Raw genomic sequence first — 25,139 nt, 5'->3', positions numbered from 1 at the left:
GATCAGTGCTGGCTGGGGCGGCGCGGTTCACGCCGATCTTCCTGGCCGGCTCGCGTCATGCCTTGCGATTCGTCGCCCATCTGCTCCTGTCGCTGTTGCTGCTGCTGCCGCGACATCTGCTTGGGCATTTTCTTAGGCGCTTTCTTGGACTTGTCAGCCATCTCCACACGGTCCTTTCCGAGGGATAGTGTTTCGCCTAACGCGCCTACGATAGCCAGCGGAAATGCGGCGCGATAGAGGTGTTCGGAAAATAGTGCGCGGAGCGGCGCGAATGCGGCGTGTCCATTGTTCGACAATTCGATTCCTCGACAATATTTGCCTGAACATGAATTGTCGGGAAATCGCCTGTTGCGCGGGGACTATTCGCCGCGATGGTGTCGCTGCGCGCGACGCAGCATCTGCCGGATACCGGCCACCATGCGGGCGCCGTCCAGTGGTTCGGCGATGATCGGGTCGCCGGTCCGGGCGTAGTAGCGACCGTCCGGGTAGTCCATCCACCAGAACGTGCGCACCGCGGGCGTCGGGCGCGAATCCACCGCGCCGCCGGAATACGCCGCGATCTCGCCGTAGCCGGAGCGTGGCCGGCGGAACAGGCGATCGACCTGCTCGGCCGCCGACATCGCGCCCCTGCGGTACTCGAAGTGCTCGTCCTCCTCGGCGATGCGGGCTCGCGGAATCTCCAGTGGCGCCCGTGTGCCCGGACCGCATTCGGGCAGGGCCGCGACCGCCGCCGCGGCGACCTCGTCGGCCGCGCCCCAGGTGAGCACCACCTCGCCACCGGTGTCCTCGGCGGTGCCGGGTTCCTGGGTGAGCGCGGCGCCCTCCTCGCCGCGAATCGCGCCGTGGAATCGGATGATTCGCGGATCGCCTTTTCCGGCAAATCCTTTCGATTCGAGCCGGGCATCCGGATTCAGCAGTGTGCCCAGCGCGCGTTCTGCACCCGGATCGTATTTGTCGAGCAAATTCGCCACCGCGCGTTCGCGATCGCGGCGCAACGCGTCGAATTCCTCGATATCGGTACGGAATCGCAGCGGATAGGGCAAACGGTCACGACCGTAGGCCGACCACAGGATGTCGAATTCCTGCCCGGTGAATCTACTGCTGGGCACCGTCGTCCCCGCCGATCACCGGTGGCACCGTTCTGATGTCGCCGATCCCGGTGAGTATCTCGCCGTTCTCCTGATTGATCAGATAGTCCGGGACGCCACGGTGTTCGTCGTCGTTCTGGCCACGAGCGCCGGCGCCGCCCATGCCGGGCATGCCCATCATGCCCGCGCGGCCCGTGCCGGCCGCCGCTGCCCGGCCCGCCGCGGCCGCCGCGGGCTGGCCCGTGCCGCTCGGCGCGCCCGTCACCGAACGGCCGGCCCCGGGAGCGCCGGACGAGGTGCCGCCCCGGCCGCCGCCGCCACCGGAACCGCCGCCACCGCGCCCGGCGCCCGGAGTGGTTCCCAGGGGTGTCGCCGTGGCTGGATTCTGCGCGGACGGGCTTGCCGTCGTGGGTGTACCCGCCTGCGCGGCATTGGGATTCGTCGTGGTGGGTGTGGCCGTGGACGCTGCGGTGGTGTCGCCGTCGTCGGTCGACGAGGGATCGGTGTCCGGTGACGACGAATCGCCGTCCGTCGCCGTCGGATTCCCGGTCTCCTGCGGTGTCTGGTCCCCGCCGGTGTCCTCGGGCGTCTGCTGCCCGCCGCCCGTCCCCGAGGTGTCGGTGTTGCCGCCCGTCGGTCCCGAGGTACCGCCGCCCAGGGCGGACGGATCCCCGCCCCCGTCCTCGGCGACGATCTTCGGTGCGGTCGGCATGAAGGGGACGCCGGTGTCGGATTGGACGGCGACCTGGCCGTAGACGGTGCGCAGGATGCGCCGGGCTTCTTCCTCGGCCTCGTCGCCCTGGTAGTCACCGAGCTTGGTGTCGCCGTCGGTCGGAAGAGTCTTGTCGGTGAGCGTCGGCCGCTCGGTGAGCCCGGGCATCAGGGTCTGGGTCTGTTCCAGCCCGGTCTTCATCTCCGCGAGCTTGAGACTGACGGCCAAAGCCGCCGCCGGCAGCGACGCGGACTGCTGCACATAGTTCCCCACCGCGGTGACCGCCGCGCTCGCGGCTTGGCCGTCCCAGCCATCCGGTCCCGTGCTGACGGCTTCGAAGGCTTTGTTGAAGGCCTGCAGGGTGGTCGACAGGTCGGTGCTGATCTTCGACCACGCCTCCGACGCGCCCTGCACAGCACTCGGCTTCATCGCCGCGACGGCGCTCTGCATCTGGGCCAAGGTCATGTGGTCGTAGCTGTCGTCGTTTCCGTTGAGATGATTCGGTTGCGTCTCACCGGCAAAGATTGTCGATAGTTGGGCGAGATGCTGGGTGAGGTAGATCCCGCTGCGCTCTTGGTTCCAGAGCTCCTGTGCGGCAATGACTCTGGCTTTGTAGTCTTCGTAGGTCATCAGTTCCCCCCGAGACCGGTGAATTGCCCGGCGTTGTAGGTGTCCTGGGCTTCGAAGTTCGCGATTGCTTGGAGAACGGCGGCTTTGGCAGCGGTGACAGCCTCGACGTGCTTTCGCAGTGTCTCGTCCAATGAGCGGTCCCCGCCGACGGCGGTGAGCGAGAACTTCTTCTCGAGGATCGCGCTGGAGTTGAAGGTTCCGAAACCTGTGACCTTCTCGATATAGCTGACGTCAGCGAGGAGCTTTTCGAGGTTGTCGAGGTGGGTGTCGCAGACCTGAGCGAGCGACCTGCCGACGTCGGGGTTGATCGTCAAAGAGCCTGCGGCCGCCTGGGATTCCAGCCGCTTCCACTCCGAGGGATCGATCTGTGGAACCGGCATCAGCGGCTCGGAACGTCAACGATCAGCAGGTCGGCCAGACGCCGTACCTCGGCGCACGGCTCTGCCGCGACGTCGCGTGCACTGTGCCGGACCAGGACATCGAAGTCCACCATGCCGCCGCCGGGCTGCTGCACCGCGATGCTGCACGAGAAGTCGTGCCGCGAGCCGGTCGACCGATACTGAAGAGCCTTCTTGCCGCCGACCTCGGCATCGACGAAGTCCCCGTAATCCGACCGCTGTCGCACCTCGTCCAAGGTGTGGCTGGTCGTGAAGACACCGAAGGTGTACGTCTTCTTCGAATCTGTCCAGCTGCACACCTTCCAGTCTTCGAACTTCACCCCCGCGACGTCCTTCTCCTCGGTCGCTGGATTCAGACCGACGGCGGTCAGTGTGGCGTCGGGCAGCGTGCACGGATCCCACAGCCCCGCATCGGGATCAGCCGAACTTGTCGGCGCCGTCACCACCGTGGTCCCCGGCTGTGCCGTTTCGCTCGGTTCGTTGCCCCCGCAACCACCGACCAGCACACCCACCACAGCAATCGCTGGAAGAACCTTCCACCTAGCGTGCATCAGCGTCCCCTCCGTGTACTCCGGCTTCCCCGCCACCGTGACCGATCGGCCCCGCGACAACTCTGGCCGATCACTCTACCGGATCCCGCCAAGCCGCATCTTCGCTGGTAGAGGCGGTGCGGATTTCCTCGTACGCGGGCGGTTCAGGCCGGGAGGGGGAGGAATTCGACGGTGGTGCCGTCGGGGGCGTTCGGGGGGACGATGACGAGGCCGTCGCGGTCGATGAGGCCGGCGAGGTGGGCGGTGCGGACGTTGGGGTCGCCGAGCCAGCCGCCTTCGGGGGCGTGGCGGGCGGGGGTGATGCGCTGGACGGGGCCCGCGATGGCGGCGGCGTTGTGCAGGGGACCGCGGACGGCGCGGGGTGCGGGGGCACCGGTGCGGGAGGCGACGAGGGTGGGGGTGAGGGCCAGCAGGACGGCGATGGCGGCGAAAGGGTTGCCGGGGAGGCCGAGAACGGTGGGGCCGGTGGGGAGTTCGGCGACGACCGTCGACCCGCCGGGGCGCATGGCCAGGCGGGGGACGACGACGCGGGCCTGCGCGCGGGTGAGGGCGGTGCGCAGTTGGTCGGCGGCGCCGCCGCCGGTCGCGCCGACCACCAGGAGGAGGTCGAAACCGGAGGTGGCGGTGAGCATGTCGTCGAAGCCGTGGGCCGTGTCGCGCAGGTGGACGCGGTCGACCACCTGGACGCCGAGGCCGGTCAGCAGGTCGGGCAGGACGGGGCCGATCGAGTCGCGGGTCTGCCCGGCCTGCAGCGGGCCGGTGCTGCGGATCTCGTCGCCGGTCATCACGATGCGGGCCCGCACCGGGCCGCGGACCAGCGCGGTGGTGACCTCGACCGACGCGGCCGCCGAGCGCAGGGCGGTGCTCACCCGCGTGCCTGCCGGGGCGAGGAGATCGCCGACCATCTGGTCCTCGCCGCGGCGGCGGATGTCGCCGCGGATCGGGGTGTCGGGGCGGCGAGTGAGAGTGTCGCCGGTGACGGCGGCGAACTCGTCGCGCAGGACAGACGTGGTGCCGTCGGGCACGTGCGCGCCGGTCGCGATCCGCACCGCCTCGCCGGGCAGGAGGCCGACCGGCCGTGCGCCACCGGCGAATCCGATGTCACGACGCAATTGCCACGGACCGTCACCGCAGACCGCGTAGCCGTCCATCGCCGAGACGTCGAAGCGGGGCAGCGCGCCCGCGGCGACGAGCGGGGCGGCGAGCGCGGCGCCGGGGACCTCGCCCAGATCGGCCTCGTAGGGGACGAGCGCGGTGAGGCCGGCGCCGAGGCGTGCCCTGGCCTCGGTGAGGGTGAGCGGGGTCGCGGCGACGGATTCGCGGGCGCGGCGCACGGCTTCCTCGGTGTCGCAGTCGGTGGTGCCGGGCAGTTCGACCAGGGTCGTCTCGGTGGGCACGATCGCCTTCATCGGCTGGTTCACCAGGGCGTCCAGCCCGGCGAGGGCGGACGTGAGCGCCTCCCGCTGCCAGACCCCGACGAGATACTGTGGCCGACCGGAACTGTCGATGGCGAAGACGGCGTCGGTGGTGGATTCGTTTGCCCGGAGCAGCAATTGGCGCACCGTGTCGGCGGTGAGGAACGGCATGTCGGCGGCCAGGACCACGATCCACGGCGCCGTGCCCGCGCCGAGCGCGGTGAGTCCGGTACCGATCGCGGCCACCGGGCCCGAACCCGGCGGCACCTCGCGAACCTGCGTGATCCGGGCATCGAGCTCGGGACGATGCGGGCCGACGACGACGATCTCGCCGCACTCGCGCACCGCGTCCAGCGCCGCGTCGAGCATGGACCGGCCCCCGATCACGATCGCGGGTTTGTCGACCCCGCCCATCCGGCTGGCGCGGCCACCCGCGAGCACGATCGCGTCGGCGGCGGTCATCGGATTCGGCGTAGGGTTGTCGGCACGAATGTCATGCTAGCGGGGTGTGACAGCGCCGTTCGAGCGTCGGGGAACGGCGGCGTCGGCTCGGCGTGTGGTCTTCGGTGTTCGGCAAGGGGTGTGCATGTCCGGGGCAGGTCGAGGTCGTGGATCGGGGCAGCCGACGATGGTCGGTGACGTGTTCCGGGGGATCCTCGTCGTTGTCGTCACGATCGGCGGATTGTGGGGCGCGCTCGGCGTCGTGGTCGGGCTCGTCGAGCGCGACATGGCGATTCTGGGCGTGTACATCGTGTGGTCGCTGGTCTTCGCGATCCTCGGGGTCCTCGTCTTCTGGTGGATCAAGGTCTCCCGGACGCCCGGGCGGCGCGGCGTGAATCATGGTGCCCGGTCCTCTTTTTCGCCTGGGCGGCCTCCCGGCGCCGTGGACACGCAGCCGAAGAACTGGAGCGGCCCGATCGCTCCGCCGTCCGCGCGTGGGCCGGTACCCGGCGGTCCGATCCGAGGGGCGGCAGTCGGCAATCCGTCGTCCACGCCCGCGCGTCCCCTGCCGTACGTGGCGCCGCTGGGGTCTGGTCGACCCGGCCAAGGCCAAGGCCAGGGCCAGGGCCAGGGCCAGGGCCAGGGCAGGGGCCAAGGCCTGGGGAAAGGCCAGAGCCTGGGCCGGACGGGGGGCACCCCGCGACCCGTCGATCGCGGTACGGCCACGACCCGCGCCTCCGCCCCCACGCCGCCCGCACGCCCGAGCGCACCGCCCGTGCACTCACCATCGGCACAGACCCAGGCCGACGGCCCGACCCGGCGCCCGGTGACCCCGCCCGCACGCCCCGTCGCCCCCTCCGACCCCACGCTGGCGACCACCACCCCGCCCGTCGCCCCCTCCGACCCCACCATCCGCCGCCCCTTCCCCGGCGAACCTCCCCTGGACAGCTGATCACCACGCTCTGGTGGCGGCAACGCCCGAGAGCGTTCCGCCACCAGAGCGTGGTGATCAGCCGTCCAGCTGGAGGCGGGCGGTGCGGAGGTCGACGCGGCCGTCGGTGATGGGTACGCCCTCTTCGGCGAGGAGGCGCAACTGGCGGGTGGCCAGGTGGGCGGCGGGGCGGCCCGAGGCGCCGAGCACGCGATGCCAGGGGAGGTCGGCGGAATCCGTGCGCATGATCCAGCCGACCGTCCGCGCCGAGGACAGACCCGCGGCGTGCGCGATGTCGCCGTAGGTCGCGACCCGGCCGGGCGGGATCGCGGCGACGAACGCGCGTACCCGCTCGACCTGTTCCTCGGTGGTCGCCGCCATGACTACAGGAACGCGGCGATCAGCGCGGCCGACTCGGCGGGGCGGGCCTGGGCGACCATGTGATCGCAGTCCCACACCTCGACGGTGAGCCGGTCGCCGAGATGGTCCGACAGCGCGCTCAGGAACTCGGCGGTCACGTACGGCGGATCCACCTTGCCGGCGCGCACGAGGACCGTCGGCAGGTCGGCGGGCGGCAGCGCGAACGGGCGCGCCAATTGGCCCCAATAGGAGGTGATCGCGGGCTGGAAGATCCGCCAACCGACGCGGCCGCCCTCGGTCGGGACCAAATGCTCGGCGAGTTCGCGCTCGAGCGCCGCCGGGTCGACCTCGTCGGGGCTCCACGCGCTGTGCTGCTTGTCGGAGCGGGCCTCGGCGACATCGGTGTAGTCGGGCGAAGCGAGGTTGGCGAGGGCGACCTCTTCGATGAGTTTCGGGTCGATGCCGATCGCCGGATCGAGCAGGACCAGCGTCCGCACGAGGTCCGGATGCCGACGGGCCAGGTGGATGCCGACCGCGCCGCCGAAGGAGTGCCCGGCCACGACGACCGGACCGCCGGTCTCCGCGCGCACCAGGTCGGCGACATCGGCCACGATCGTCTCGAAGTCCCAGGGCGGCAGGGAGGTGGATCGACCGTGTCCACGCAGGTCGGGAGCGATCACCCGGGCCTGCGGGAGATGCTCGGTGGCCAGGGTTTCCCAACGGTTGCCGTGGCCGGTGAGCCCGTGCAGCGCCAGGACGACGGGGCCGTCGGCGGGGCCGAAACGATGTACGTGAAGCGGAGACACGAGTGCCATTCTGGCCGGTCGCGCTCCGTCGCGCAGCGTGTACTCCCGACGGGGTGTCCTGGCGTGTCGTACTGGTCTGTTGCAATAGCCGATGTGGTGCGATCGGATAGCTCGGTGCGACTCGTGCGCCGGACGACGCGGGCGCCCCGGCCGCGGGCCTGGGGCGCCGCTGTTCGCGCGCTGTTCGCCGAGCAGGCCGCGCCCGCGCCGCCGCGGCCGGGCTGGCGGCCCTGGCAGGTGCTCGGCGGGCCGGGCACCGGCAAGACCGCGCTGCTCGTCGACCTGGTGACCGCGCGGATCACCGACGGCGCCGACCCGGCCTCGATCCTGGTCCTCACCCACACCAAGCAGGCCGCCGCCGCCCTGCGCGACGCCATCACCGTCCAGCTCGGCGCGCACGCGGGCGGCATCCCCGGCGCGAGTACCGAGCCGATGGTGCGGACCCTGCACTCCTACGCGTTCTCCGTGCTGCGCAGACACGCCGACCTGCACGGCAACCCGCCGCCGCGGCTGCTCACCGGCGCCGAACAGGACGCGGTGCTGCGCGAGATGCTGCGCGGCGACCTCGCCGACATCGAGGCGGGCGCGCGCGGTCTGTGGCCGCCCCGCCTCCAGCCCGCGCTGGCGCTGGGCGGCTTCGCCGAACAACTGCGCGACCTGATGCTGCGGACCACCGAGCGCGGACTCGGACCCGAGGACCTCATGGCGCTGGGCCGCGAACACGACAACGACGCGTGGGTGGCGGCGGGCCGGTTCTTCCAGCGGTACGAAGAGGCCTCGATGTTGCGCTGGTCGGTCGGCGTCGCCGCGCCCGAGGCCACCGCGCCCGCGCTCGACGCCGCCGAGCTCGTCGGCGCCGCGCTGGACGCGCTCGCCGGTGACCGCAATCTCCTCGCCGCCGAGCGCGACCGCACCCGGTTCCTGCTCGTCGACGACGCCCAGCACCTCGACCCGCAGGCGGCGACCCTGGTGCGCGCCATCGGCAGCGGCAGCGCGAGCACGGTGATCACCGGCGACCCGGACCAGGCCGTGTTCACCTTCCGCGGCGCCGACGCGGCGTTTCTCACCGACCTCGACACCCTGCCGCAGCGCCGGATCACGTTGCGGCACAACTACCGCAGCGGCGCGCCGATCCGCCTGGCCACCGCGCGCATCGCCGCCCGGCTGCCGGGGTCCGCGCGTCATCGGGTCCTGCCGGGCAAGGAGAACGAGCCGCCACCGATCGTGGAAGCGCCCCCAGAACCCGACCTCGACCTGTTCGCGCACCCCGACGAGGGTCCGGCGAGCGAAACACGCACCGCCACCGAGACCGATCCGCGCCCCACCTCGCGCGGCGGTCCGGCTGCGAATCACGCGACGTCCGACGGCGATCCCGGCGCGGATGCGTCGTTCCGTGCCGCGCACGCGAGCGATCCGGCCGCGAACCATCCCGCCGATCCGGCCGTGCCGCACGGTCTCGACGTGGATCCGGCTGCGGGCCGCCGCGCTGATCCGACCGTGCCGCGCCGTGCTGACGTTGGTCCGGCGGAGGGCCGCCCCGCCGATCCGGCCATGCCGCGCCGTGCCGATGTGGATCCGGTCGTGGGACACCTTGCTGATCCGGCCGTGCCGCACGGCGTCGATGTGGAGGAAGGCAACAGTGACGCGCCCGAGGCGAGTGTGCGGGTGCGGGTGCTCGCCACCGCGGCCAAGGAGGCGGCGCTGATCGCCGATCACCTGCGCCGGGCGCATCTGACCGACGGGGTCCCGTGGTCGGAGATGGCGGTGATCGTGCGGTCGGTGCCGTTGTCGCTGGCGCCGCTGCGGCGGGCCCTGCTGGCGGCGGGGGTGCCGGTGCGCAGGCCCGCCGTGGCCGAGCCGCTGGCCCGGCGACGCGGCGCGGCGTGGATGGTGCTCGCCCTGCGGGTGCTGCTGGCGGGCGACCCGTCGCGGCCGGGCTCGCGCCGGGCCATCGATGCCATGTTCTCGCCCGAGGACGCCATGGACCTGCTCTCGGGTCCGCTCGGCGGCGCCGACCAGATCGCCCTGCGCCGCCTGCGCCGCGGTATCCGGCGCAGCGTGCTCGACCTGGAACGCACCGCCGTTCGCGCCGAATCGGCCGGTGACGCCGACCAGTTCCTGCTGTGGGACGAAGCACCCCCGCTGCCGGAAATGCCGGAGCCGGAACCGGATCCGATCGACGACGAATGGCTGCCACCGCCGCCCGCCCCCGAGGATCCGCTGCGCCCCGATCCCGAACCCGACTGGGACGTCGCCGAACGTCTTCCCGACGACATCGACATCCTCGACGCCGAGCCCATGCCCGCCGCGGCGCAGGCTCCCCCCGGGCCACCGCGCCCCGAGCCCGAGCCGCCCGCGATCCCGCTGATCGACCAGTCCTCGGCCGAGGTGCTGCGCGACCTCATCGTCGGCGTCGGCGAGAACCGTCTGCTCGACGGACTCACCGAGGTCGAAGCCGCGCCGCTGCAGCGGGTTCTGCGTGCCGTGGGCAAGGCGAAGGAGACCCAGGCGCGCGGGCAGGGTCTCGAAGACGTGCTGTGGACGCTGTGGACCAGCTCCCGGCTGGAGCGCCGCTGGTTCCGCCAGTCGCGGCGCGGCGGCGCCGCGGGCATGCAGGCCGACCGCGACCTCGACGCCGCCGTCGAACTGTTCGACGCAGCGGCCGCCTACGTCGACCGGCTGCCGCGCGCCAGTATCGACGGATTCGTCGAATACCTTCTGCACCAGCAGATTCCGCAGCAGGGCAGGCCGCTGGCCGCCGAGGGCGATGCGGTGTCGCTGCTCAGCGCGCACGCCGCCGCCGGCCGCGAGTGGGAGGTGGTCGCGGTCGCGGCCGTGCAGGAGGGGATCTGGCCCAACCCGCGGGCGCGCGGCACCTTGCTGCACACCGAGGACCTCGTCGACCTGGTCGCCGGTGTCGATCCCGGCGCGACGACGAGCCGGGCCGCGCCGATCCTCGCCGAGGAACGCAGGCTGCTGCTCGTGGCGTGCAGCCGGGCGCGCACCTCGCTGCTGGTCACCGCGGTCGAATCCGCCTCGGGCGACCAGGATCTGGTGCCCTCGCGCTTCCTCACCGAACTGCTCGGCGAGGACGACGACGGCGAACCCGGCGCGCTCCCCGTCGCCGATCCCGGTCGCGCGCTGGTGATGCACGCCCTTGTCGCCGAATTGCGCGGCGTGGTCTGCGATCTCACCACCGCACCCGAGCGGCGCGAGCGCGCCGCACGGCAATTGGCCCGCCTCGCCGACGCGGGTGTTCCCGGCACCGATCCCGCCGACTGGTACGGCACCGCCGAGCTCAGCTCGGACCGGGAACTGTGGGAGGACGACGACACGCCGATCGGGCTGTCCCCGTCGACGGTCGAACTGCTGCGCAGCTGCCCGCTGCGCTGGGCGCTGGAACGCCACGGCGGCACCGACGGTGACAACCCGCACGCCGTCAAGGGCAATCTGGTGCACACGCTCGTGCAGGCACTGGCGGGCGACGTGCCGGAGGCGCAGGTCCGCGCCGCCCTCGAACAGGCGTGGAAGACCGTCGATCCGGCGACCGGCTGGCACTCGCGCCAGGAACTGCGCCGCACCGAGGCCATGCTGGAGACCTTCCTGGCCTGGATCCGCAACACCCGCGGCGAGCTCACCCAGGCCGGGGTCGAGGTGCCGGTGGACTGCGTGCTGCCCGCGCGCGCCGAGGGGGAGCGCGCGGTGCGGATCCGCGGGCGGATCGACCGGCTGGAACGCGACGCGCAGGGCCGCTTCGTGATCGTCGACGTGAAGACCGGCAAGAACCCGGTGTCGGCGAAGTCGGTCGCCGATCACGCGCAGCTCGCGACCTACCAGGTCGCGGCCGCGCACGGGGCGCTCGACGAGGACGACACCGCCGAACCGGGCGGCGCGCGGCTGGTCTACGTCGCCAAGCCGAGTACCAAGACCGGCGCCACCGAGCGCGCCCAGACCGCGCTGGACGCCGAGGGCCTCGAGACCTGGCGCGACACCATCCACGACGCCGCCGAAGCCACCCGCGGACCGGGATATCTGGCCGTGCGCAACGACGGGTGCAGGCACTGTCCCGTCGTGGGCAGTTGCCCCGTGCAGGACACCGGACGGCAGGTGACCGACGAGTGAGCGGCGTGCGCGTCACCCCGCAACGGCTGGCCGACGCGCTCGGCCTCCCGCCGCCGACCGACGAGCAGGCGGCCGTGATCGCCGCGCCGCCGGGCCCGACGCTGGTGGTGGCGGGTGCGGGCGCGGGCAAGACGGAGACGATGGCCGCGCGCGTGGTGTGGATGGTGGCCAACCGGCTGGTCGCGCCCGACGAGGTGCTCGGCCTCACCTTCACACGGAAAGCCGCGCAGCAGTTGACCTCCCGCATCCGCACCCGCCTGGCCCGGCTGGCCGGCGCGCCGCTGGTGCGCGAGATCGACCCGACCGGCGCGCTGCGCACGCTGATCTCCGGCGCCGAACCCGAGATCAGCACCTACCACTCCTACGCGGGCAGACTGCTCACCGCGCACGGCCTGCTGCTGCCCGTCGAACCGTCGGCGGCGCTGCTCACCCAGACCCAGCTCTGGCAGCTCGCGCACGAGGTGGTGCGTTCGTGGGACGGTGATCTCGACACCGAGCGCACCCCGGTCTCGGTGACCGAGGCGGTGCTCGCGCTCGCGGGCCAGCTCGCCGAGCACCTGGTGGAACCCGAACAGCTCGCCGAGGCGCACGCGGAACTGGAGAAGCTCGTCTACACCCTGCCCGCCGGTCCACGGCAGCGCGGCGGGCCGAGCAAGGCGCTGACCGGCGTGGTCGACGCGCAACGCGAGCGGGTGGCGCTGCTGCCGCTGGTCGGCCAGCTCGCCGAGGCGCTGAACCGGCGCGGCGCACTGGATTTCGGCTCCCAGATGTCGCTGGCCGCGCAGCTGGCGGTGGACCATCCCGAGGTCGCCGAGGCCGAACGCGCCCGGTTCAAACTTGTCCTGCTCGACGAATACCAGGACACCGGGCACGCTCAGCGGGTCCTGCTGTCGGCGCTGTTCGGCAACGCCGACGCCGTGCGGCAGACGCGACCGCGACCGGTGCGAGTGCGCGCGACGGCGCCGCCCCCTGCGGCGGACGAGGAGATGCTGTGGTCGCCCGCGCCGTCTGTGCCCGGTGCCGGGACCGCGAACTCAGGGCCGCCCTCGTCGTCGAGGGCAGCACGGGCCGGGAACAGCGATCGGCCCGGCCGGGCGCACGCCGAGCACACAGCGGCGGCCGACCTCGCCGCGCGGGAAACTGGTGCCGTGGAAGAGGATTCGCATGTCGCGACGTCCGGGCCGCGTGGCGGGGTAGCCGACTCCGGCGCGCTCGCGGTGACCGCGGTCGGTGATCCCATGCAGTCGATCTACGGCTGGCGCGGCGCGTCCGCGGCCAACCTGCCCCGCTTCGCCACCGATTTCCCGGCGGCGCCGGGGGTTCCCGCGCCCATCCTGCCGCTGCTGACGAGCTGGCGGAATCCGCCGGAAGCCCTGGCGCTGGCGAACCTGGTGGCCGATCCGCTCCGCGTGCGGGCCGAGGCTGCCGGTGGCGCGACGGTGGACGCGCTGCGCGCCAAACCACAGGCCGAGCAGGGCACCGTCGAGTTGGCGCTCACCGAGACCGTGGCGCAGGAACGGGACTGGATCGCCGAACGGATCGCGGCCGAATGGGCGGCGGCACGCGAGGCCGAGCGGCCACCGCCGACCTCGGCCGTGCTGATCCGCCGCAACGCCGACGCGGCGCCCCTGGCCGAGGCGCTGCGCGAACAGGGGCTGCCGGTCGAAATCGTAGGTCTCGGCGGGCTGCTGGCGACGCCGGAGGTCGCCGACATCGTGGCCACCCTGCGCCTGATCGCCGAGCCCGGCACCGGCAGCGCGGCGATCCGCATTCTCACCGGCGCCCGGTGGCGCATCGGCGTGGCCGACCTGGCCGCGCTCGCGCGACGGGCGCGGATGCTCTCGATCGGCAGTCTCTCCGGGGACGCCGCCACCACCATCACCGACGCCGCGGGCCTGGCGAGCGCGTTGCGCGAGGTCGCGCCGGAGCCCACCGAGCAGGCGGGCCTGGCCGACGCCATCGCCGATCCCGGTGCGCCGGACCAGTATTCGGAGTCCGGCTACACCCGGATCGTCGCGCTCGGCGAGGAACTGGCCGCGCTGCGCGAACGCAGCGGCCAGCCCCTGGTCGAACTCGTCGCCGATGTCGAACGCACCATCGGCGTCGGGGTGGAGACCCAGACGCGGCGCGCCATCGCGGGCGGCGGCGCGGGCCGCGAACACCTCGACGCCTTCGCCGAGGTGGTGGCCGGTTACGCGGCCGACTCGCGCGCCTCGCTGAGCGGGCTGCTGGCCTTCTTCACCGCCGCCGAATCCGTCGAGAACGGTTTGGAGCCGGGCGAAGTGGAGGTCGCGCGTGACCGCGTGCAGGTGCTCACCGTGCACGCGGCCAAGGGCCTGGAATGGGAGGTCGTCGCGGTGCCGCACGTGAGCGCCACGGTGTTCCCGTCGACCACGGCGCTGAGCACCTGGCTCGGTGCGCTCACCGAGCTGCCCACCTCGCTGCGCGGTGACCGGGCCCAGCCCGACGCCTCGGAGGGCGTGCCGGTCCTGGACCTGAGCGGCGTCGGCGATCGCGCCGAACTCGAACGCGCCATCGCCGAGCACAAGGACGCGCTCAAGAGCCGCCGCCTCGACGAGGAACGCCGCCTCTTCTACGTCGCGCTCACCAGAACCGAACGGGTCCTGCTGGTCTCGGCCTACTACTGGCCCGAGACCGGCACCTCGCAGAAGGGGCCCTCGGAGTTCCTGCTCGACCTGAAGCAGGCGAACGAGGACCCCGACAGCCCCGCCTTCGGCGTCGCCACCATCGCGCGCTGGGACGATCCGCCGCCGCCCGAGGCCGTCAACCCCTTCGCCGACAACCCGCCGACCGCCCAGTGGCCGCGCGATCCGCTCGGCGGGCGCCGCGACCCGATCGAACAGGGCGCCGCGCTCGTGCGCGCGGCCCTCGACGAGCTGCGGGCGCGCCCCGCCGCACCCGACGACGACGCGGACGACCCCGAGGGCTGGGCCACCGACGTCGACGCGCTGCTCGCCGAGTTCACCGCCGCCGAACTCGCCGACCAGCGGGTGGAGCTGCCCGGCCAGCTGCCCGCCACCGCGCTGGTCGAACTGCGCGCCGACCCCACCCGGCTGGCCGCCCGGCTGCGCCGCCCGCTGCCGTATCCGCCGAACCCGATGGCCCGGCGCGGCACGGCCTTTCACGCCTGGGTGCAGTCCTGGTTCGGCACCGAACAACTGCTCGGCCTCGACGAACTGCCCGGCGCCGCCGACAGCACGGCCGAACTCGGCCGCGCCGACCGGGAACTCGCCGCCATGCAGGCCGCGTTCCGTCGCTCACCCTGGGCGCAGCGCAGTCCGATCGATGTGGAAGTGCCGTTCGAGACCAGCATCGCGGGCACGGTCATCCGCGGCCGGATGGACGCGGTCTTCGCCGAACCGGGCGGCCGCTGGATCGTCGTCGACTGGAAGACGGGCGCCGAACCCGGCCCCGCCGACGAACCCGCCGTGGCCGTGCAGCTGGCCGTCTACCGGCTGGCGTGGGCGCGGCTGATGGCCGCGCGCACCGGCGCCACCGAGGACCAGATGCTCCAACGGGTCGGCGCGGCATTCCATTACGTGCGCTCCGGCCGCACCATCGCGCCCACCGACCTGGCGGGGCCGCGAGAGCTGGAACAACTGATCCGCGACGCCGCCCCCGCCCCGGATGTCGAGTGAGCCGGACGGGCTCACACGCAGTAGGCTCCCCGGTTGTGCCGGAGCCCGACGAGTCGGCGCCGGGTCGAGCGAGAGGAGGGGCGATGTTCGGGGGTAGACGCACTCCGATCGGGCTCAGCAGCAGCCCGGACTACGCGCTGGTCGGACTGTTGCGGATCCCGGCGGTACAGACCAGCCCGTGGATCTCGCTGACCCGGCGCGTGCTGGTCGCGATCGCGCTGCTGCTCACCGCCGCGACCGTCGTCTATCTCGGACGCGCCGGCTACCACGACAACACCGGCAACGAACTGTCGTTCCTCGACGCGCTGTACTACGCCACGGTGTCGCTGTCGACCACCGGCTACGGCGACATCACCCCGGCCAGCCCGTCGGCCCGGCTCATCAACACGATCGTCATCACCCCCCTGCGCATCCTGTTCCTGATCGTGCTCGTCGGCACCACCCTCAGCGTGCTCACCGAACGGTCGCGGCAGGCGTTCAAGATTCAGCGATGGAGGCACACCGTGCGCAATCACACCGTCGTCGTCGGTTACGGCACCAAGGGACGCACCGCCATCGACGCCATGCTCGGTGACGGGGTGGCGCAGTCCGACATCGTGGTCGTCGACACCGACGCGGTCGCGCTCGAGGCGGCGGCCAGTGCGGGACTGGTCACCGTGCACGGCTCGGCGACGAAGTCCGATGTGCTCCGGCTGACCGGCGTGCAGCGCGCGGCCTCGGTGATCGTGGCCACCAACCGCGACGACACCGCCACCCTGGTGACGCTCACCGCCCGCGAACTGAACAAGACCGCCAAGATCGTCGTCGCCATCCGTGAGGCCGAGAACACCCACCTCGTGCGCCAGTCCGGCGCCGACTCGGTGGTGGTGTCGTCGGAGACCGCGGGCCGCCTGCTCGGCATCGCCACCACCACCCCGACCGTCGTGGAGATGATGGAGGACCTGCTCACCCCCGAGCAGGGCTTCGCGGTCGCGGAGCGCGATGTCGAACCGGGCGAGGTGGGCGGCTCGCCGCGGCATCTGAGCGAGATCGTGCTCGGCGTCGTCCGCGACGGCGACCTCATCCGCGTCGGCGAACCCGAGGTCGACGCGCTCGAAGCGGGCGACAAACTGCTCTACATCCGGCGCAGCGCCAAGTAGCGCCGCGACGCGACACGCGCGACAGGGCTAGGCTCGGCGGTGTGTCCTTCCGCCTGAAAGACGTTCCGCTGCTGTCGCGTTCCACCATCGATCGAGCCGAGCACGTGCGCCTCGATCCCGAGGCCCTGCGTACCGGCTGGGCGAAAGCGAAGGTCCTGCGCGTCGACCCGCGCGGGCGGGTCCGGGTCGAGGACACCGCCGTCGTGCTCGACGCGGCGCTGTCGGTCGCCGAGGCGCCCGGTCCCGGCGCGGTGTTCCTCGGCGTTGTCGAGGACGCGCACGTCTGGGCCGTGCGCACGCCCGAACTCGACGGGGTACTGAAGGATCTGCGCACGCTCGGCGCCGTCGACGACTTCACCGCCGACCTGCTCGCGACCGCCTACGCGCTGCTGAACTGGCACGATCGCGCCGGCTTCCACGGCGGCGACGGCACCGCGACCACCGTGTCCAGGGGTGGGTGGTCCCGGCTCACCGCCGCGGGCGACGAGGAGTTCCCGCGCATCGATCCGGCCATCATCTGCCTGGTCCACGACGGGGCCGATCGGGTGCTGCTCGCGCGTCAGCACGCCTGGCCCGCGACGATGTTCTCGCTGCTGGCCGGTTTCGTCGAGGTCGGTGAATCGCTCGAGCACTGCGTCGAACGCGAGATCCGCGAGGAGGTGGGCGTCGACGTCAGCGACATCCACTACCTCGGCAGCCAGCCGTGGCCGTTCCCGCGCTCGCTCATGGTCGGCTTCGCCGCCGTCGGCGACCCGGCGCAGGAGCTGGTGTTCTCCGACGGCGAGATCGCCGAGGCGCACTGGTTCACCCGCGACGAGGTCCGTGCGGCTCTGCACGCGGGGGACTGGTCGGCGCGCGAGTCCGGCGCCCGCCTCCTGGTCCCCGGCTCCATCTCGATCGCGCGCACGATCATCGAGAGCTGGGCGCAGTAGCGACCCGGCTCAGGCCTGGGCGGCCAGCGCCTGCTTGACCTGGGCCAGCGACGGGTTGGTCGCCGTCGAGCCGTCGCGGTACTTGATCGTCGGGACGACGTGGTTGCCGTTGTTGACGCTGCCGACGAACTCGGCCGAAGCGGGGTCGTCCTCGATGTCGATCACCGTGTAGGTGATGCCCGCCTCGTCGAGCTGGGTCTTGAGGCGACGGCAGTAGCCGCACCAGGTGGTCGAGTACATCGTCAGATCAGTGGTTGCTTCAGTCACGCGATGTGCAACGTCGGGGACGCGTTTCCTGTTCCGGGGCGGGCGTCGGGCCCGGTTGTCGGCGGGCGCTGTCATGATGGTGCCCGTGCCAGCACTCGATCTCACCGCCCTCGACCCGGAACAGGCCGCCGCGGTGCGGGCGCCACGAGGACCGGTCTGTGTGCTCGCCGGAGCGGGGACCGGTAAGACCAGGACCATCACGCACCGGATCGCGCACCTGATCGCGGGCGGACACGTCAAGGCCGACCAGGTCCTCGCCGTCACCTTCACCGCGCGGGCGGCGGGGGAGATGCGCGGCCGGCTGCGGTCGATGGGGCTCGGCGGCGAGGCCGGACAGGTCCAGGCCCGCACCTTCCACGCCGCCGCGCTGCGGCAGCTGCGCTACTTCTGGCCGCAGGTGGTCGGTGACGTGCCGTGGCGGCTGCTCGACAGCAAGTTCCCGGTGGTCTCCCAGGCCGCGCACCGCGCCGGGCTGGGCACCTCCACCGAGCTCATCCGCGACCTGCTCAGCGAGATCGAGTGGGCCAAGGCGTCGCTGATCGCGCCGGAGGACTATCCGGCCACGGCCGCCAGGCATCATCGGGACGCGCCCGTCGAGGTCAGCCGGGTTGCTCAGGTGTACTCGGCCTACGAATCCATGAAGACCTCCGCCGAGGGCCTGCTGCTCGACTTCGACGACCTGCTGCTGCACACCGCCGCCGCGCTCGAGGACTATCCGGCCGTGGCCGACGAGTTCCGCGGCCGCTACCGCAGCTTCGTCGTCGACGAGTACCAGGACGTCACCCCGTTGCAGCAGCGGGTGCTCGACGCCTGGCTGGGCGAGCGCGACGACCTCACCGTCGTCGGTGACGCCAACCAGACCATCTACTCCTTCACCGGCGCCACCCCGAACTACCTGCTCGACTTCTCCCGCCGCTTCCCCGACGCCACCGTCGTCCGGCTCGAACGCGACTACCGCTCGACTCCGCAGGTGGTGTCGCTGGCCAACCGGGTGATCGGCGCCGCGCGCGGTCGCATCGCGGGGACCAGGCTCGCGCTGATCGGCCAGCGGCCCGACGGTCCCGAACCGGAGTTCGCCGAGTATCCCGACGTGCCCGCCGAGGCCGCCGACGTGGCGAACAAGATCAAGAAGCTGATCGCCGCGGGCACCCCCGCCGCCGAGATCGCGGTCCTGTACCGCATCAACGCCCAGTCCGAGCCGTTCGAACAGGCACTCGGCGCGCGCGACATCCCGTTCCAGGTGCGCGGCGGCGAGGGCTTCTTCCAACGGCAGGAGGTGCGCCAGGCGGTCCAGGCGCTGCGTCAGGTCGAGGCCCGCGACGACCTGCCCGACGAGGCGCGCAGCGGCGCCGAACTGATCACCCTGGTCCGCGCCGCGCTGGCCCCGGTCGGGCTCACCGCCGAGGAACCCGCGGGCGCGCAGGCCAAGGAACGCTGGTCCTCGCTGCTCGCGCTGGTGCAGCTCACCGAGGAACTGGTGGGCCACGACGACGAGATCGACCTCACCGGCCTGCTTCGTGAACTCGCCACCCGCGCCGAGGCCAAGCATCCGCCGACCGTCGACGGCGTCACCCTGGCCTCGCTGCACGCGGCCAAGGGCCTCGAGTGGGACGCGGTCTTCCTCGTCGGCGTCAGCGACGGCACCCTGCCCATCCAGCACGTCCTCGGCGACGACGGCAGCCCGTCCGACCAGGCGGGGCTGGAGGAGGAGCGCAGGCTGCTCTACGTCGGGGTGACCCGCGCGCGCGAACACCTCGCCGTGTCGTGGGCGCTGGCCCGCGCCGAGGGCGGACGGCGCTCGCGCAGGCGCTCCCGGTTCCTCAACGGCCTGGTCCCCGACGACTCGCCTGCCTCGCGAATCGCCGCCGCCGCGACCGGTCCGAAGGACGCCGACGGCAAGCGGCCGCTGTGCCGGGTCTGCGCCAAACCGCTGATCGGTACCTACGCCACGATGCTCGGGCGGTGCCGCCGCTGCCCCGGCGAGGTGGACCCCCAGCTACTCGAGGCACTCCAGGAGTGGCGGGCCGAGAAGGCCGAGGTCCTGCGCGTACGCGACTTCGTGGTGTTCACCGACACCACGCTCACCGCTATCGCCGAACAACTGCCCGCCGACGACGCCGCGCTGGGCGCCATCGCGGGGATCGGCCAGAAGAAGATCGAACAGTACGGCGCCGACGTGCTCGCCATCGTCGCGTCCCGGATGCGGGCTACGACACAAAACCGCAGGTAGAAAATAGGTTGTTCGGTTCTCGATCATTGCCTATGGTGGAGAACACGCACCGAGAGTGATCTCGGCGCGGGTAACTATCAGCACACGAGTTCAGGAGGGAGGCAGTCAGATGAACAGCATCACCGCTTACAACGCGATCGACAATCGCGTTCTGGTGAACGTGTCCGTGGTGTCGGCCTCCCGGGGGGTCCTCGCTCTGCAGGGGACCGGTCTGTCCGGCGTCGATACCACCGCTGTGCCGATGACTGTCGTCCATCAGCACACCCCGATTCGTCTCCAGGACAAGCCCAGCGTGGGTTGGCAGCCGACCGCCGCCGCGGCACCGGCAGCTCCGGCCGATGAATTCGGGTTCGCACCCGCATTCGACGGCGCAATCCGCCTCCGTGTCCACCCAGCGACCGTGATCAGGTCTCGACAGAAATGTCGAACTAGGTAGGGAACTCCTCCCAGACCTCCTGGCCACGGATCGCGAGAAGCGAAATCCGTGGCCATTTTCATTCGGCTCTTCAGCCGTTGGCACCGGGTTCGCACACCGAACGTAAAACCGCTGCAAACGAGCTGAAGGAGAACGACGTGTTCACCGCCCAGGACTGGCCGTCGGCCACTACTGACGTGACATGCCGAACCGTGGCGTCCATCCCGTGCCGGGCCGGGAACCCTGATCTGTGGTTCGCCGAGAGCCCGAACGACCTCGAGCAGGCCAAGCAGCTGTGCGCCGCCTGCCCGATCCGCAAGGGCTGCCTGACCGCCGCCATCGACCGCGCCGAGCCGTGGGGCGTCTGGGGCGGTGAGATCTTCGACCAGGGTGTCGTGATCGCCCGCAAGCGCCCGCGTGGTCGCCCGCGCAAGGTCGCGATCCCGGCATGAGCGCCGGAAAAGGTATGTACCGCAAGCGAACCGCTCACCGTGCGTCGGTGAGCGGTTCGTTTTGCTTTGTCCGGTGAGTGTGTTTCACGGTGCGTCCGTCGGCGACGGCGACGACCAGGGTGGTGGTGTCCGGGGAGTGCGCCCACCACCGGTGGCGTTCACCGGCCCGGCAGTAATACGTATCACCCTGTCCCAGTTCGTATTCGGTGCCGTCGGCGACGAGCGACACGCGTCCGCGCACCACATGGATGATCTCGTCACCCGCGTGGGCGAAATCCCGGTCGCCGCGGCTGGTTCCGCCGGTGAACTCCAGGGCGCGCAGGTCGCGGTCGCCGTGGGCGAGGACGCGCACGGTGCCGTCGCCCGGTTCGTCCTGTGGCAGCGCGGCGTTCTCGTCCGCGCGGACGATCGGCGCGGGTGCGGCGTCGTCGGCGGCGGCGAGCAGGGCGGTCGCGGTGGTGGACAGGGCATCGGCGATCTGCTGCAGGGAACGCAGGCTGGAATTGGTCCGCCCGTTCTCCAGCTGACTCAGGAACGACGCGGACAGGCCGGTCTCGGCCGCGAGAACGGCCAGCGTCTGTCCAGCGGCGCGCCGGTGCGCGCGGATGACGGAGCCGAGTTGTCGATTGCCGGCGTTGTCCACCTGCGGCCTTTCGTGTGTTCGGTCGTGCTGCGACTGTACTGAATCCGCCCGCGGCACGGCCGCCGCGTCGTCGCCCCGGATCGCGGTCTCACCAGGGTCTCCGGGGGTTTCGCGCATCCTGATCGGAACGGTTCCGGATCACCTCTGCGTACTGAATATTCAGTGGCGTCGAATATTCAGGAGAGGCGGCATGGAACAGAACACCCTCAAGCGCCGGGGCGTCGGGCTCATCGGCAGCGACCCGGACCTGGCCTCGCCGGGCTACACCCTCTACGCGCCGCTGGCCGGGAACGGCCGGGTCGACCTCGTCGCGCTCGACGGTACGATCGCGCACCAGTGGCAGTTGCCGTACCGGCCCGGCCGCCACGCGCGCATCCTCGCGGACGGCAGCCTCGCCTACAACGGCACGACACTGGCGCGCGAACCCCTGTTCGCCATGTGGCGCAAGTACTCCGGCGGCTCGATGGCGCGCTACGACCACGCCGGCGCGCAACTCAGCGAGTTCCGCGACGACCTGCAGCACCACGACGCGCACCACTACGACGACGGCAGCGTGCTCTACGCCGCCGTCCAGGCCCTCACCGGCGCCGACGCCGCGCGCATCCAGGGCGGAGTGCCCGGCACCGAAGCCGACGGCGTCGTGTGGTCGGACGTGATCCGCGAGGTCGGACCCGACGGCGCGTTGCGGTGGGAGTGGCGTGCCGTCGACCATCTCGATCCCGCGGAATTCGCGCTGCAACCACACTATTGGCGCGAGCACTGGCCGCTGATCAACAGCGTGCATCCGCTCGGCGAGCACACGGTGACCGCCAGCCTGCGCAGCGTGTCGGCGGTCATCCTGATCGACCGGCGCACCGGCGAGGTGACCACCCTCGCCGACCGGAACACGCTCGCCCAGCAGCATCACGCCACCCCGCTCGCGGACGGCAAGATTCTCGTGTTCGACAACGGCACCTTCCGCACGGGGGAATCGGTCACCTACAGCCGGGTCGTCGAAATCGACCCCGCCACCAAGGCGGTCGGCTGGAGCTATCAGGACTCGCCGCGCGAGGCGTTCTTCACGCCCTTCATGGGTGGCGCGCAACGCCTGCCCAACGGCAACACCCTGATCACCGAGGCCGCCTTCGGGCGGATCTTCGAGGTGACGCCGCAGCGGCGGATCTGCTGGGAATACGTGGTCCCCTCCTTCACCGAATATCCGGATCCCGACACCGCCCAGGTGTTCCCCGGCATCTCCAACGCCATCTTCCGCGCCTACCGCTACCAGGAACAGGAGCTCCCGTGGCTGCGGTGAGTGCGGCCGTGGTCGCGCCGGTCGACGAGATCCCGCCCGCTGGACGGGCTTTCGCCGGAGCGCTGCAACACCTGGTCGTGATGATCGCGATGCCGCTCACCTCGGTCCTGCTGATCAGCCGCAGCCTGCACCTCGACGACGACGCCGCCCGTGCCCTGCTCTGCGGTGCCCTGCTGTTCAGCGGCATCGGCACCGTGCTGCAGTCCTCCGGTCGCTACGGCCTCGGCGCGGGTCTGCCGTTCGTGATGCTGCCCGGCGGCGCGGCGGTGGTGCTGTTCATCCAGATCGCGCAGACCTACGACCCCGCGACCGCCACCGGCGCGGTGCTCATCACGGCGGTGGCGGGCATCGCGCTGGTGCCGGTCGCGCGCAGGCTGGTCCGGTTCATCCCGATGGTGGTGATCGCCGCGATGATCCTGGTGATCGGGGTCAATCTGGTGAAGGTCGGCGCGAATCTGATCACCTCGGCCGACGACCCGACACCGCTGCGGTCGGTCACCATCGCCGGCGCGACGATCGTGGTCACCATCCTGGCTCACCGCTTCCTGCCCGCGGGCTGGCGGCGCGTGTCGGTGCTCATCGGGATGGGTGCCGGGACCGCGCTGGCCGCCGCGCTCGGCCGGTTCACCTTGCAGCCCGGGGACGCACTGGTGCAGTTGCCCGATCCCTTCCTGTTCGGAACACCCCACTTCGATCTGCTGGCGGCGGTGCCGCTGCTGGTCTTCAGCATCGGGTCCATGGCCGAGGCCACCGGTCAGACGGTGCTCAACGCCAAGGTCGTCGACAAGCAGATCGACACCGCGCCCACCGTCGGGCGCACCATCCGCGGCGACGCGGTGACCTCCCTGCTGTCTGGTCTATTTGGTGGCCCCACCATGGTGACGAGCGGGGAGAACATCGGCCTGATCCGGCTCACCGGCATCCGGAGCCGCTACGTCACCGCGCTGACCGGCCTGCTGCTGATCCTGGCCGCGTTCGTGGCACCGGTCGGACGCATCGTGAACTCGCTGCCCGGCGCCGTGGTCGGTGCGACGGCGGCCATCGTGTTCGCGACCGTCATCGCGTCGGCGGTCGGCCTGTTCCGCCAGGTCGACCTCGACGACGACGCCAACCTGCTCACCGCCACGGCGGCGCTCACCGCCGGCCTGCTCCCGATCCTGGTGCCCGGCCTGTATCGCGGCTTCCCTGACGATCTGCGCCTGCTGCTCGGCAGCGGGGTCACGATGGCCGCCGTGGCCGGTGTCGCCGTCCACGTGCTGTGCACCGTGCGCAGGCGCGAGTCGCCGGGCTAGGAGGCCTGCTCGGCGCGGAAGCCGGGGACCCAGGTGCGGACCAGGTTCATGAAGCCGAGTTCCGCGTCGAGCTGGGCCAGGATGCCGACCGAACCGCCGAGAACCCGGAAGATCATCAGGTACTCGGGCGGAAGCTGCAGTGCGCGAGCCGTTTTCATCTCGGGGCTGTTGAACTCCGAGGCGGTGCCGGCGACACGCTGCATCCAGGCGCGGGTGAAGTGGAAGGTGTCGGTGCGGATCGGGTCGCTGAACGGGCGCAGGTACGCCGCGATCTCCTCGTGGGTGACCGTGCGTCCCGGGATCACCCAGCCGTGTTCGTAGAGCAACTCGGTGAGCGCGGCGTGGTCCTCGGCCACGGCCAGCGCCAGCATCCGGCCGAGCACCTCGGGGAAGCCGTCGGGCATCGGCGCGCAGGCGCCGAAATCGAGGACGGCGAGCTTGCCGTCGGCCATCACCAGGAAGTTGCCGGGATGCGGATCGCTGTGCAGCAGGTTGGCCTTCTCCGGCGACGAGAAGTGGAAGGTGCCCATCAGCTCGGCGATCCGGTTGCGTTGGGCCCGGGTGCCTTCGGGGTCCTCGTTGCCCGCGGCGATGAGCGCCGAGACCGGGGTGCCCTCGAGCCATTCGGTGACGATCACCTTCGGCGCGCCCGCCACCACGCGCGGGATCACGATCTGTGGGTGCCCGTCGAAGGCGGCGGCGAAGCGGCGCTGGTAGGCGGCCTCGTTGCGGTAGTCCAGTTCCTCCTCGGTGCGCTCGGTCATCTCGGCCAGCAGTGGCTTCACGTCGGCGCCGGGGATCACCGAGGAGATCAGCCCGGTCATCCGGGACAGTGTCTTCAGATCGGCGCGCAGCGCCTCGTCGGCGCCGGGGTACTGCACCTTCACCGCGACCGGGCGACCGTCCGACCACTCCGCCCGGTGCACCTGCCCGATGCTGGCGGAGGCGGCGGGGGTGTCGTCGAAGGACTGGAACCGTTCCCGCCACTTGGTGCCGAGCTGCTGGTCGAGCACGCGGTGCACGGTCTCGGCGGGCATCGGCGGCGCGGCGGCCTGCAGCTTGGTGAGGGCCTCACGGTAGTGCTCGCCGAATTCCTCGGGGACCGCGGCCTCCATCACACTGAGGGCCTGCCCGAACTTCATCGCGCCGCCCTTGAGCTCACCGAGGACGGTGAACAGCTGCTCGGCGGCCTTCTGATTCAGGGTGGCGTTGATCTGCTGCTTGTCACCGCCGACCAGCTTCTTGCCGAACCCGACGGCGGCTCGTCCGGCGATGCCGAGGGGAATTCTGGCCAACTTGGCATTGCGGCTGGAACCGCGGCGCACGATCTCCGACACGCTACCCATCATGGCCGAACCTGGC

General features: G+C 71.5%; 21 protein-coding genes. 10 read left to right on the top strand and 11 right to left on the bottom strand.

Features of this window, described 5'->3' with window-relative positions; genetic code table 11:
• Positions 1-2: 2 nt before the first annotated feature.
• The 6 genes from DFR69_RS34340 to DFR69_RS05695 form a co-directional block, all read right to left on the bottom strand.
• Entirely contained in the window at positions 3-161 is a 159-nt protein-coding gene (locus DFR69_RS34340; protein WP_167456163.1) for a hypothetical protein, read from the bottom strand.
• Positions 162-359: 198 nt separating this feature from the next.
• Positions 360-1,109, bottom strand: coding sequence for an ESX secretion-associated protein EspG (locus DFR69_RS05715; protein WP_110036381.1), 750 nt, complete (start codon positions 1,107-1,109; stop codon positions 360-362).
• The gene (locus DFR69_RS05710; protein WP_110036380.1) at positions 1,096-2,430 is read right to left on the bottom strand and encodes a hypothetical protein; all 1,335 of its coding nucleotides are present in this window, start codon (positions 2,428-2,430) and stop codon (positions 1,096-1,098) included. The genes DFR69_RS05715 and DFR69_RS05710 overlap by 14 nt, the downstream gene beginning before the upstream one ends.
• Entirely contained in the window at positions 2,430-2,810 is a 381-nt protein-coding gene (locus DFR69_RS05705; RefSeq protein ID WP_110036379.1) for a hypothetical protein, read from the bottom strand. Before DFR69_RS05705 ends, DFR69_RS05710 begins: the two co-directional genes overlap by 1 nt.
• Complete coding sequence (locus tag DFR69_RS05700) at positions 2,810-3,340, bottom strand: DUF3558 domain-containing protein (protein ID WP_244198105.1); 531 nt, start codon at positions 3,338-3,340, stop codon at positions 2,810-2,812. The genes DFR69_RS05705 and DFR69_RS05700 overlap by 1 nt, the downstream gene beginning before the upstream one ends.
• Positions 3,341-3,522: 182 nt before the next feature.
• Positions 3,523-5,256, bottom strand: a complete 1,734-nt coding sequence (locus DFR69_RS05695) for an NTP transferase domain-containing protein (RefSeq protein ID WP_110036378.1) — start codon at positions 5,254-5,256, stop codon at positions 3,523-3,525.
• 124 nt (positions 5,257-5,380) lie between these two features.
• On the opposite strand from DFR69_RS05695, the gene DFR69_RS05690 reads away from it, so the two are divergent.
• Positions 5,381-6,187: a hypothetical protein gene (locus tag DFR69_RS05690; RefSeq protein WP_167456162.1), complete on the top strand. Its 807-nt coding sequence runs from the start codon at positions 5,381-5,383 to the stop codon at positions 6,185-6,187.
• Positions 6,188-6,244: 57 nt separating this feature from the next.
• Here the strand turns inward: DFR69_RS05690 and DFR69_RS05685 are convergent, their stop codons facing one another.
• Positions 6,245-6,547 carry an MGMT family protein gene (locus DFR69_RS05685; RefSeq protein ID WP_110036376.1) on the bottom strand — a complete coding sequence of 101 codons (303 nt, stop codon included), beginning with the start codon at positions 6,545-6,547 and terminating at the stop codon, positions 6,245-6,247.
• A gap of 2 nt (positions 6,548-6,549) precedes the next feature.
• Positions 6,550-7,341, bottom strand: a complete 792-nt coding sequence (locus DFR69_RS05680; protein WP_110036375.1) for an alpha/beta fold hydrolase — start codon at positions 7,339-7,341, stop codon at positions 6,550-6,552.
• A gap of 114 nt (positions 7,342-7,455) precedes the next feature.
• On the opposite strand from DFR69_RS05680, the gene DFR69_RS35070 reads away from it, so the two are divergent.
• The 4 genes from DFR69_RS35070 to nudC all read left to right on the top strand — a co-directional run bounded on the left by DFR69_RS35070 (position 7,456) and on the right by nudC (position 17,184).
• A complete protein-coding gene (locus DFR69_RS35070) occupies positions 7,456-11,454 on the top strand; it encodes a PD-(D/E)XK nuclease family protein (protein ID WP_244198156.1) in 3,999 nt (1,332 codons plus the stop codon).
• Positions 11,451-15,113 (top strand): ATP-dependent helicase, encoded by a 3,663-nt coding sequence (locus tag DFR69_RS05665; RefSeq protein WP_110036374.1) that lies wholly within the window; start codon positions 11,451-11,453, stop codon positions 15,111-15,113. The genes DFR69_RS35070 and DFR69_RS05665 overlap by 4 nt, the downstream gene beginning before the upstream one ends.
• Before the next feature lie 83 nt (positions 15,114-15,196).
• Entirely contained in the window at positions 15,197-16,252 is a 1,056-nt protein-coding gene (locus tag DFR69_RS05660) for a potassium channel family protein (protein ID WP_110036373.1), read from the top strand.
• A gap of 41 nt (positions 16,253-16,293) precedes the next feature.
• The gene (nudC, locus tag DFR69_RS05655; protein WP_110036372.1) at positions 16,294-17,184 is read left to right on the top strand and encodes an NAD(+) diphosphatase; all 891 of its coding nucleotides are present in this window, start codon (positions 16,294-16,296) and stop codon (positions 17,182-17,184) included.
• A gap of 9 nt (positions 17,185-17,193) precedes the next feature.
• Here nudC and DFR69_RS05650 read toward each other — a convergent pair whose 3' ends face one another.
• The gene (locus tag DFR69_RS05650; RefSeq protein WP_110036371.1) at positions 17,194-17,424 is read right to left on the bottom strand and encodes a mycoredoxin; all 231 of its coding nucleotides are present in this window, start codon (positions 17,422-17,424) and stop codon (positions 17,194-17,196) included.
• Between the two features lie 100 nt (positions 17,425-17,524).
• On the opposite strand from DFR69_RS05650, the gene DFR69_RS05645 reads away from it, so the two are divergent.
• The 3 genes from DFR69_RS05645 (at position 17,525) to DFR69_RS05640 (ending at position 20,548) form a co-directional block, all read left to right on the top strand.
• Complete coding sequence (locus DFR69_RS05645; RefSeq protein ID WP_110036370.1) at positions 17,525-19,681, top strand: ATP-dependent DNA helicase UvrD2; 2,157 nt, start codon at positions 17,525-17,527, stop codon at positions 19,679-19,681.
• A gap of 109 nt (positions 19,682-19,790) precedes the next feature.
• Positions 19,791-20,117 carry a hypothetical protein gene (locus tag DFR69_RS33855; protein ID WP_146229203.1) on the top strand — a complete coding sequence of 109 codons (327 nt, stop codon included), beginning with the start codon at positions 19,791-19,793 and terminating at the stop codon, positions 20,115-20,117.
• A gap of 176 nt (positions 20,118-20,293) precedes the next feature.
• The gene (locus tag DFR69_RS05640) at positions 20,294-20,548 is read left to right on the top strand and encodes a WhiB family transcriptional regulator (protein ID WP_186817473.1); all 255 of its coding nucleotides are present in this window, start codon (positions 20,294-20,296) and stop codon (positions 20,546-20,548) included.
• 34 nt (positions 20,549-20,582) lie between these two features.
• Here the strand turns inward: DFR69_RS05640 and DFR69_RS05635 are convergent, their stop codons facing one another.
• Positions 20,583-21,191, bottom strand: a complete 609-nt coding sequence (locus DFR69_RS05635; RefSeq protein ID WP_208643914.1) for a helix-turn-helix domain-containing protein — start codon at positions 21,189-21,191, stop codon at positions 20,583-20,585.
• Positions 21,192-21,381: 190 nt separating this feature from the next.
• Between DFR69_RS05635 and DFR69_RS05630 the strand changes: the two genes are divergently transcribed.
• Both DFR69_RS05630 and DFR69_RS05625 read left to right on the top strand, forming a co-directional pair.
• The gene (locus DFR69_RS05630; RefSeq protein WP_110036368.1) at positions 21,382-22,485 is read left to right on the top strand and encodes an aryl-sulfate sulfotransferase; all 1,104 of its coding nucleotides are present in this window, start codon (positions 21,382-21,384) and stop codon (positions 22,483-22,485) included.
• A complete protein-coding gene (locus DFR69_RS05625; RefSeq protein ID WP_110036367.1) occupies positions 22,473-23,777 on the top strand; it encodes a uracil-xanthine permease family protein in 1,305 nt (434 codons plus the stop codon). Before DFR69_RS05630 ends, DFR69_RS05625 begins: the two co-directional genes overlap by 13 nt.
• Here DFR69_RS05625 and DFR69_RS05620 read toward each other — a convergent pair.
• Entirely contained in the window at positions 23,774-25,126 is a 1,353-nt protein-coding gene (locus DFR69_RS05620; RefSeq protein ID WP_110036366.1) for an ABC1 kinase family protein, read from the bottom strand. The genes DFR69_RS05625 and DFR69_RS05620 overlap by 4 nt on opposite strands.
• Positions 25,127-25,139 lie beyond the last annotated feature (13 nt).

It is taken from the genome of Nocardia neocaledoniensis (genome assembly GCF_003182135.1).
In the GTDB taxonomy this organism is placed as follows: Bacteria; Actinomycetota; Actinomycetes; order Mycobacteriales; family Mycobacteriaceae; genus Nocardia; species Nocardia neocaledoniensis.
Note: the sequence above shows the minus strand (reverse complement) of the source record. Positions and strands in the feature narration are given on the sequence as shown.

What these genes read in the sequence shown, in the direction of transcription:
- DFR69_RS34340 (WP_167456163.1), bottom strand. Translation starts at nt 161, where the DNA reads ATGGCTGACAAGTCCAAGAAAGCGCCTAAGAAAATGCCCAAGCAGATG.
- DFR69_RS05710 (WP_110036380.1), bottom strand. Translation starts at nt 2,430, where the DNA reads ATGACCTACGAAGACTACAAAGCCAGAGTCATTGCCGCACAGGAGCTC.
- DFR69_RS05705 (WP_110036379.1), bottom strand. Translation starts at nt 2,810, where the DNA reads ATGCCGGTTCCACAGATCGATCCCTCGGAGTGGAAGCGGCTGGAATCC.
- DFR69_RS05695 (WP_110036378.1), bottom strand. Translation starts at nt 5,256, where the DNA reads ATGACCGCCGCCGACGCGATCGTGCTCGCGGGTGGCCGCGCCAGCCGG.
- DFR69_RS05690 (WP_167456162.1), top strand. Translation starts at nt 5,381, where the DNA reads ATGTCCGGGGCAGGTCGAGGTCGTGGATCGGGGCAGCCGACGATGGTC.
- DFR69_RS05685 (WP_110036376.1), bottom strand. Translation starts at nt 6,547, where the DNA reads ATGGCGGCGACCACCGAGGAACAGGTCGAGCGGGTACGCGCGTTCGTC.
- DFR69_RS05680 (WP_110036375.1), bottom strand. Translation starts at nt 7,341, where the DNA reads ATGGCACTCGTGTCTCCGCTTCACGTACATCGTTTCGGCCCCGCCGAC.
- DFR69_RS05660 (WP_110036373.1), top strand. Translation starts at nt 15,197, where the DNA reads ATGTTCGGGGGTAGACGCACTCCGATCGGGCTCAGCAGCAGCCCGGAC.
- DFR69_RS05650 (WP_110036371.1), bottom strand. Translation starts at nt 17,424, where the DNA reads ATGTACTCGACCACCTGGTGCGGCTACTGCCGTCGCCTCAAGACCCAG.
- DFR69_RS05645 (WP_110036370.1), top strand. Translation starts at nt 17,525, where the DNA reads ATGATGGTGCCCGTGCCAGCACTCGATCTCACCGCCCTCGACCCGGAA.
- DFR69_RS33855 (WP_146229203.1), top strand. Translation starts at nt 19,791, where the DNA reads ATGAACAGCATCACCGCTTACAACGCGATCGACAATCGCGTTCTGGTG.
- DFR69_RS05630 (WP_110036368.1), top strand. Translation starts at nt 21,382, where the DNA reads ATGGAACAGAACACCCTCAAGCGCCGGGGCGTCGGGCTCATCGGCAGC.
- DFR69_RS05620 (WP_110036366.1), bottom strand. Translation starts at nt 25,126, where the DNA reads ATGATGGGTAGCGTGTCGGAGATCGTGCGCCGCGGTTCCAGCCGCAAT.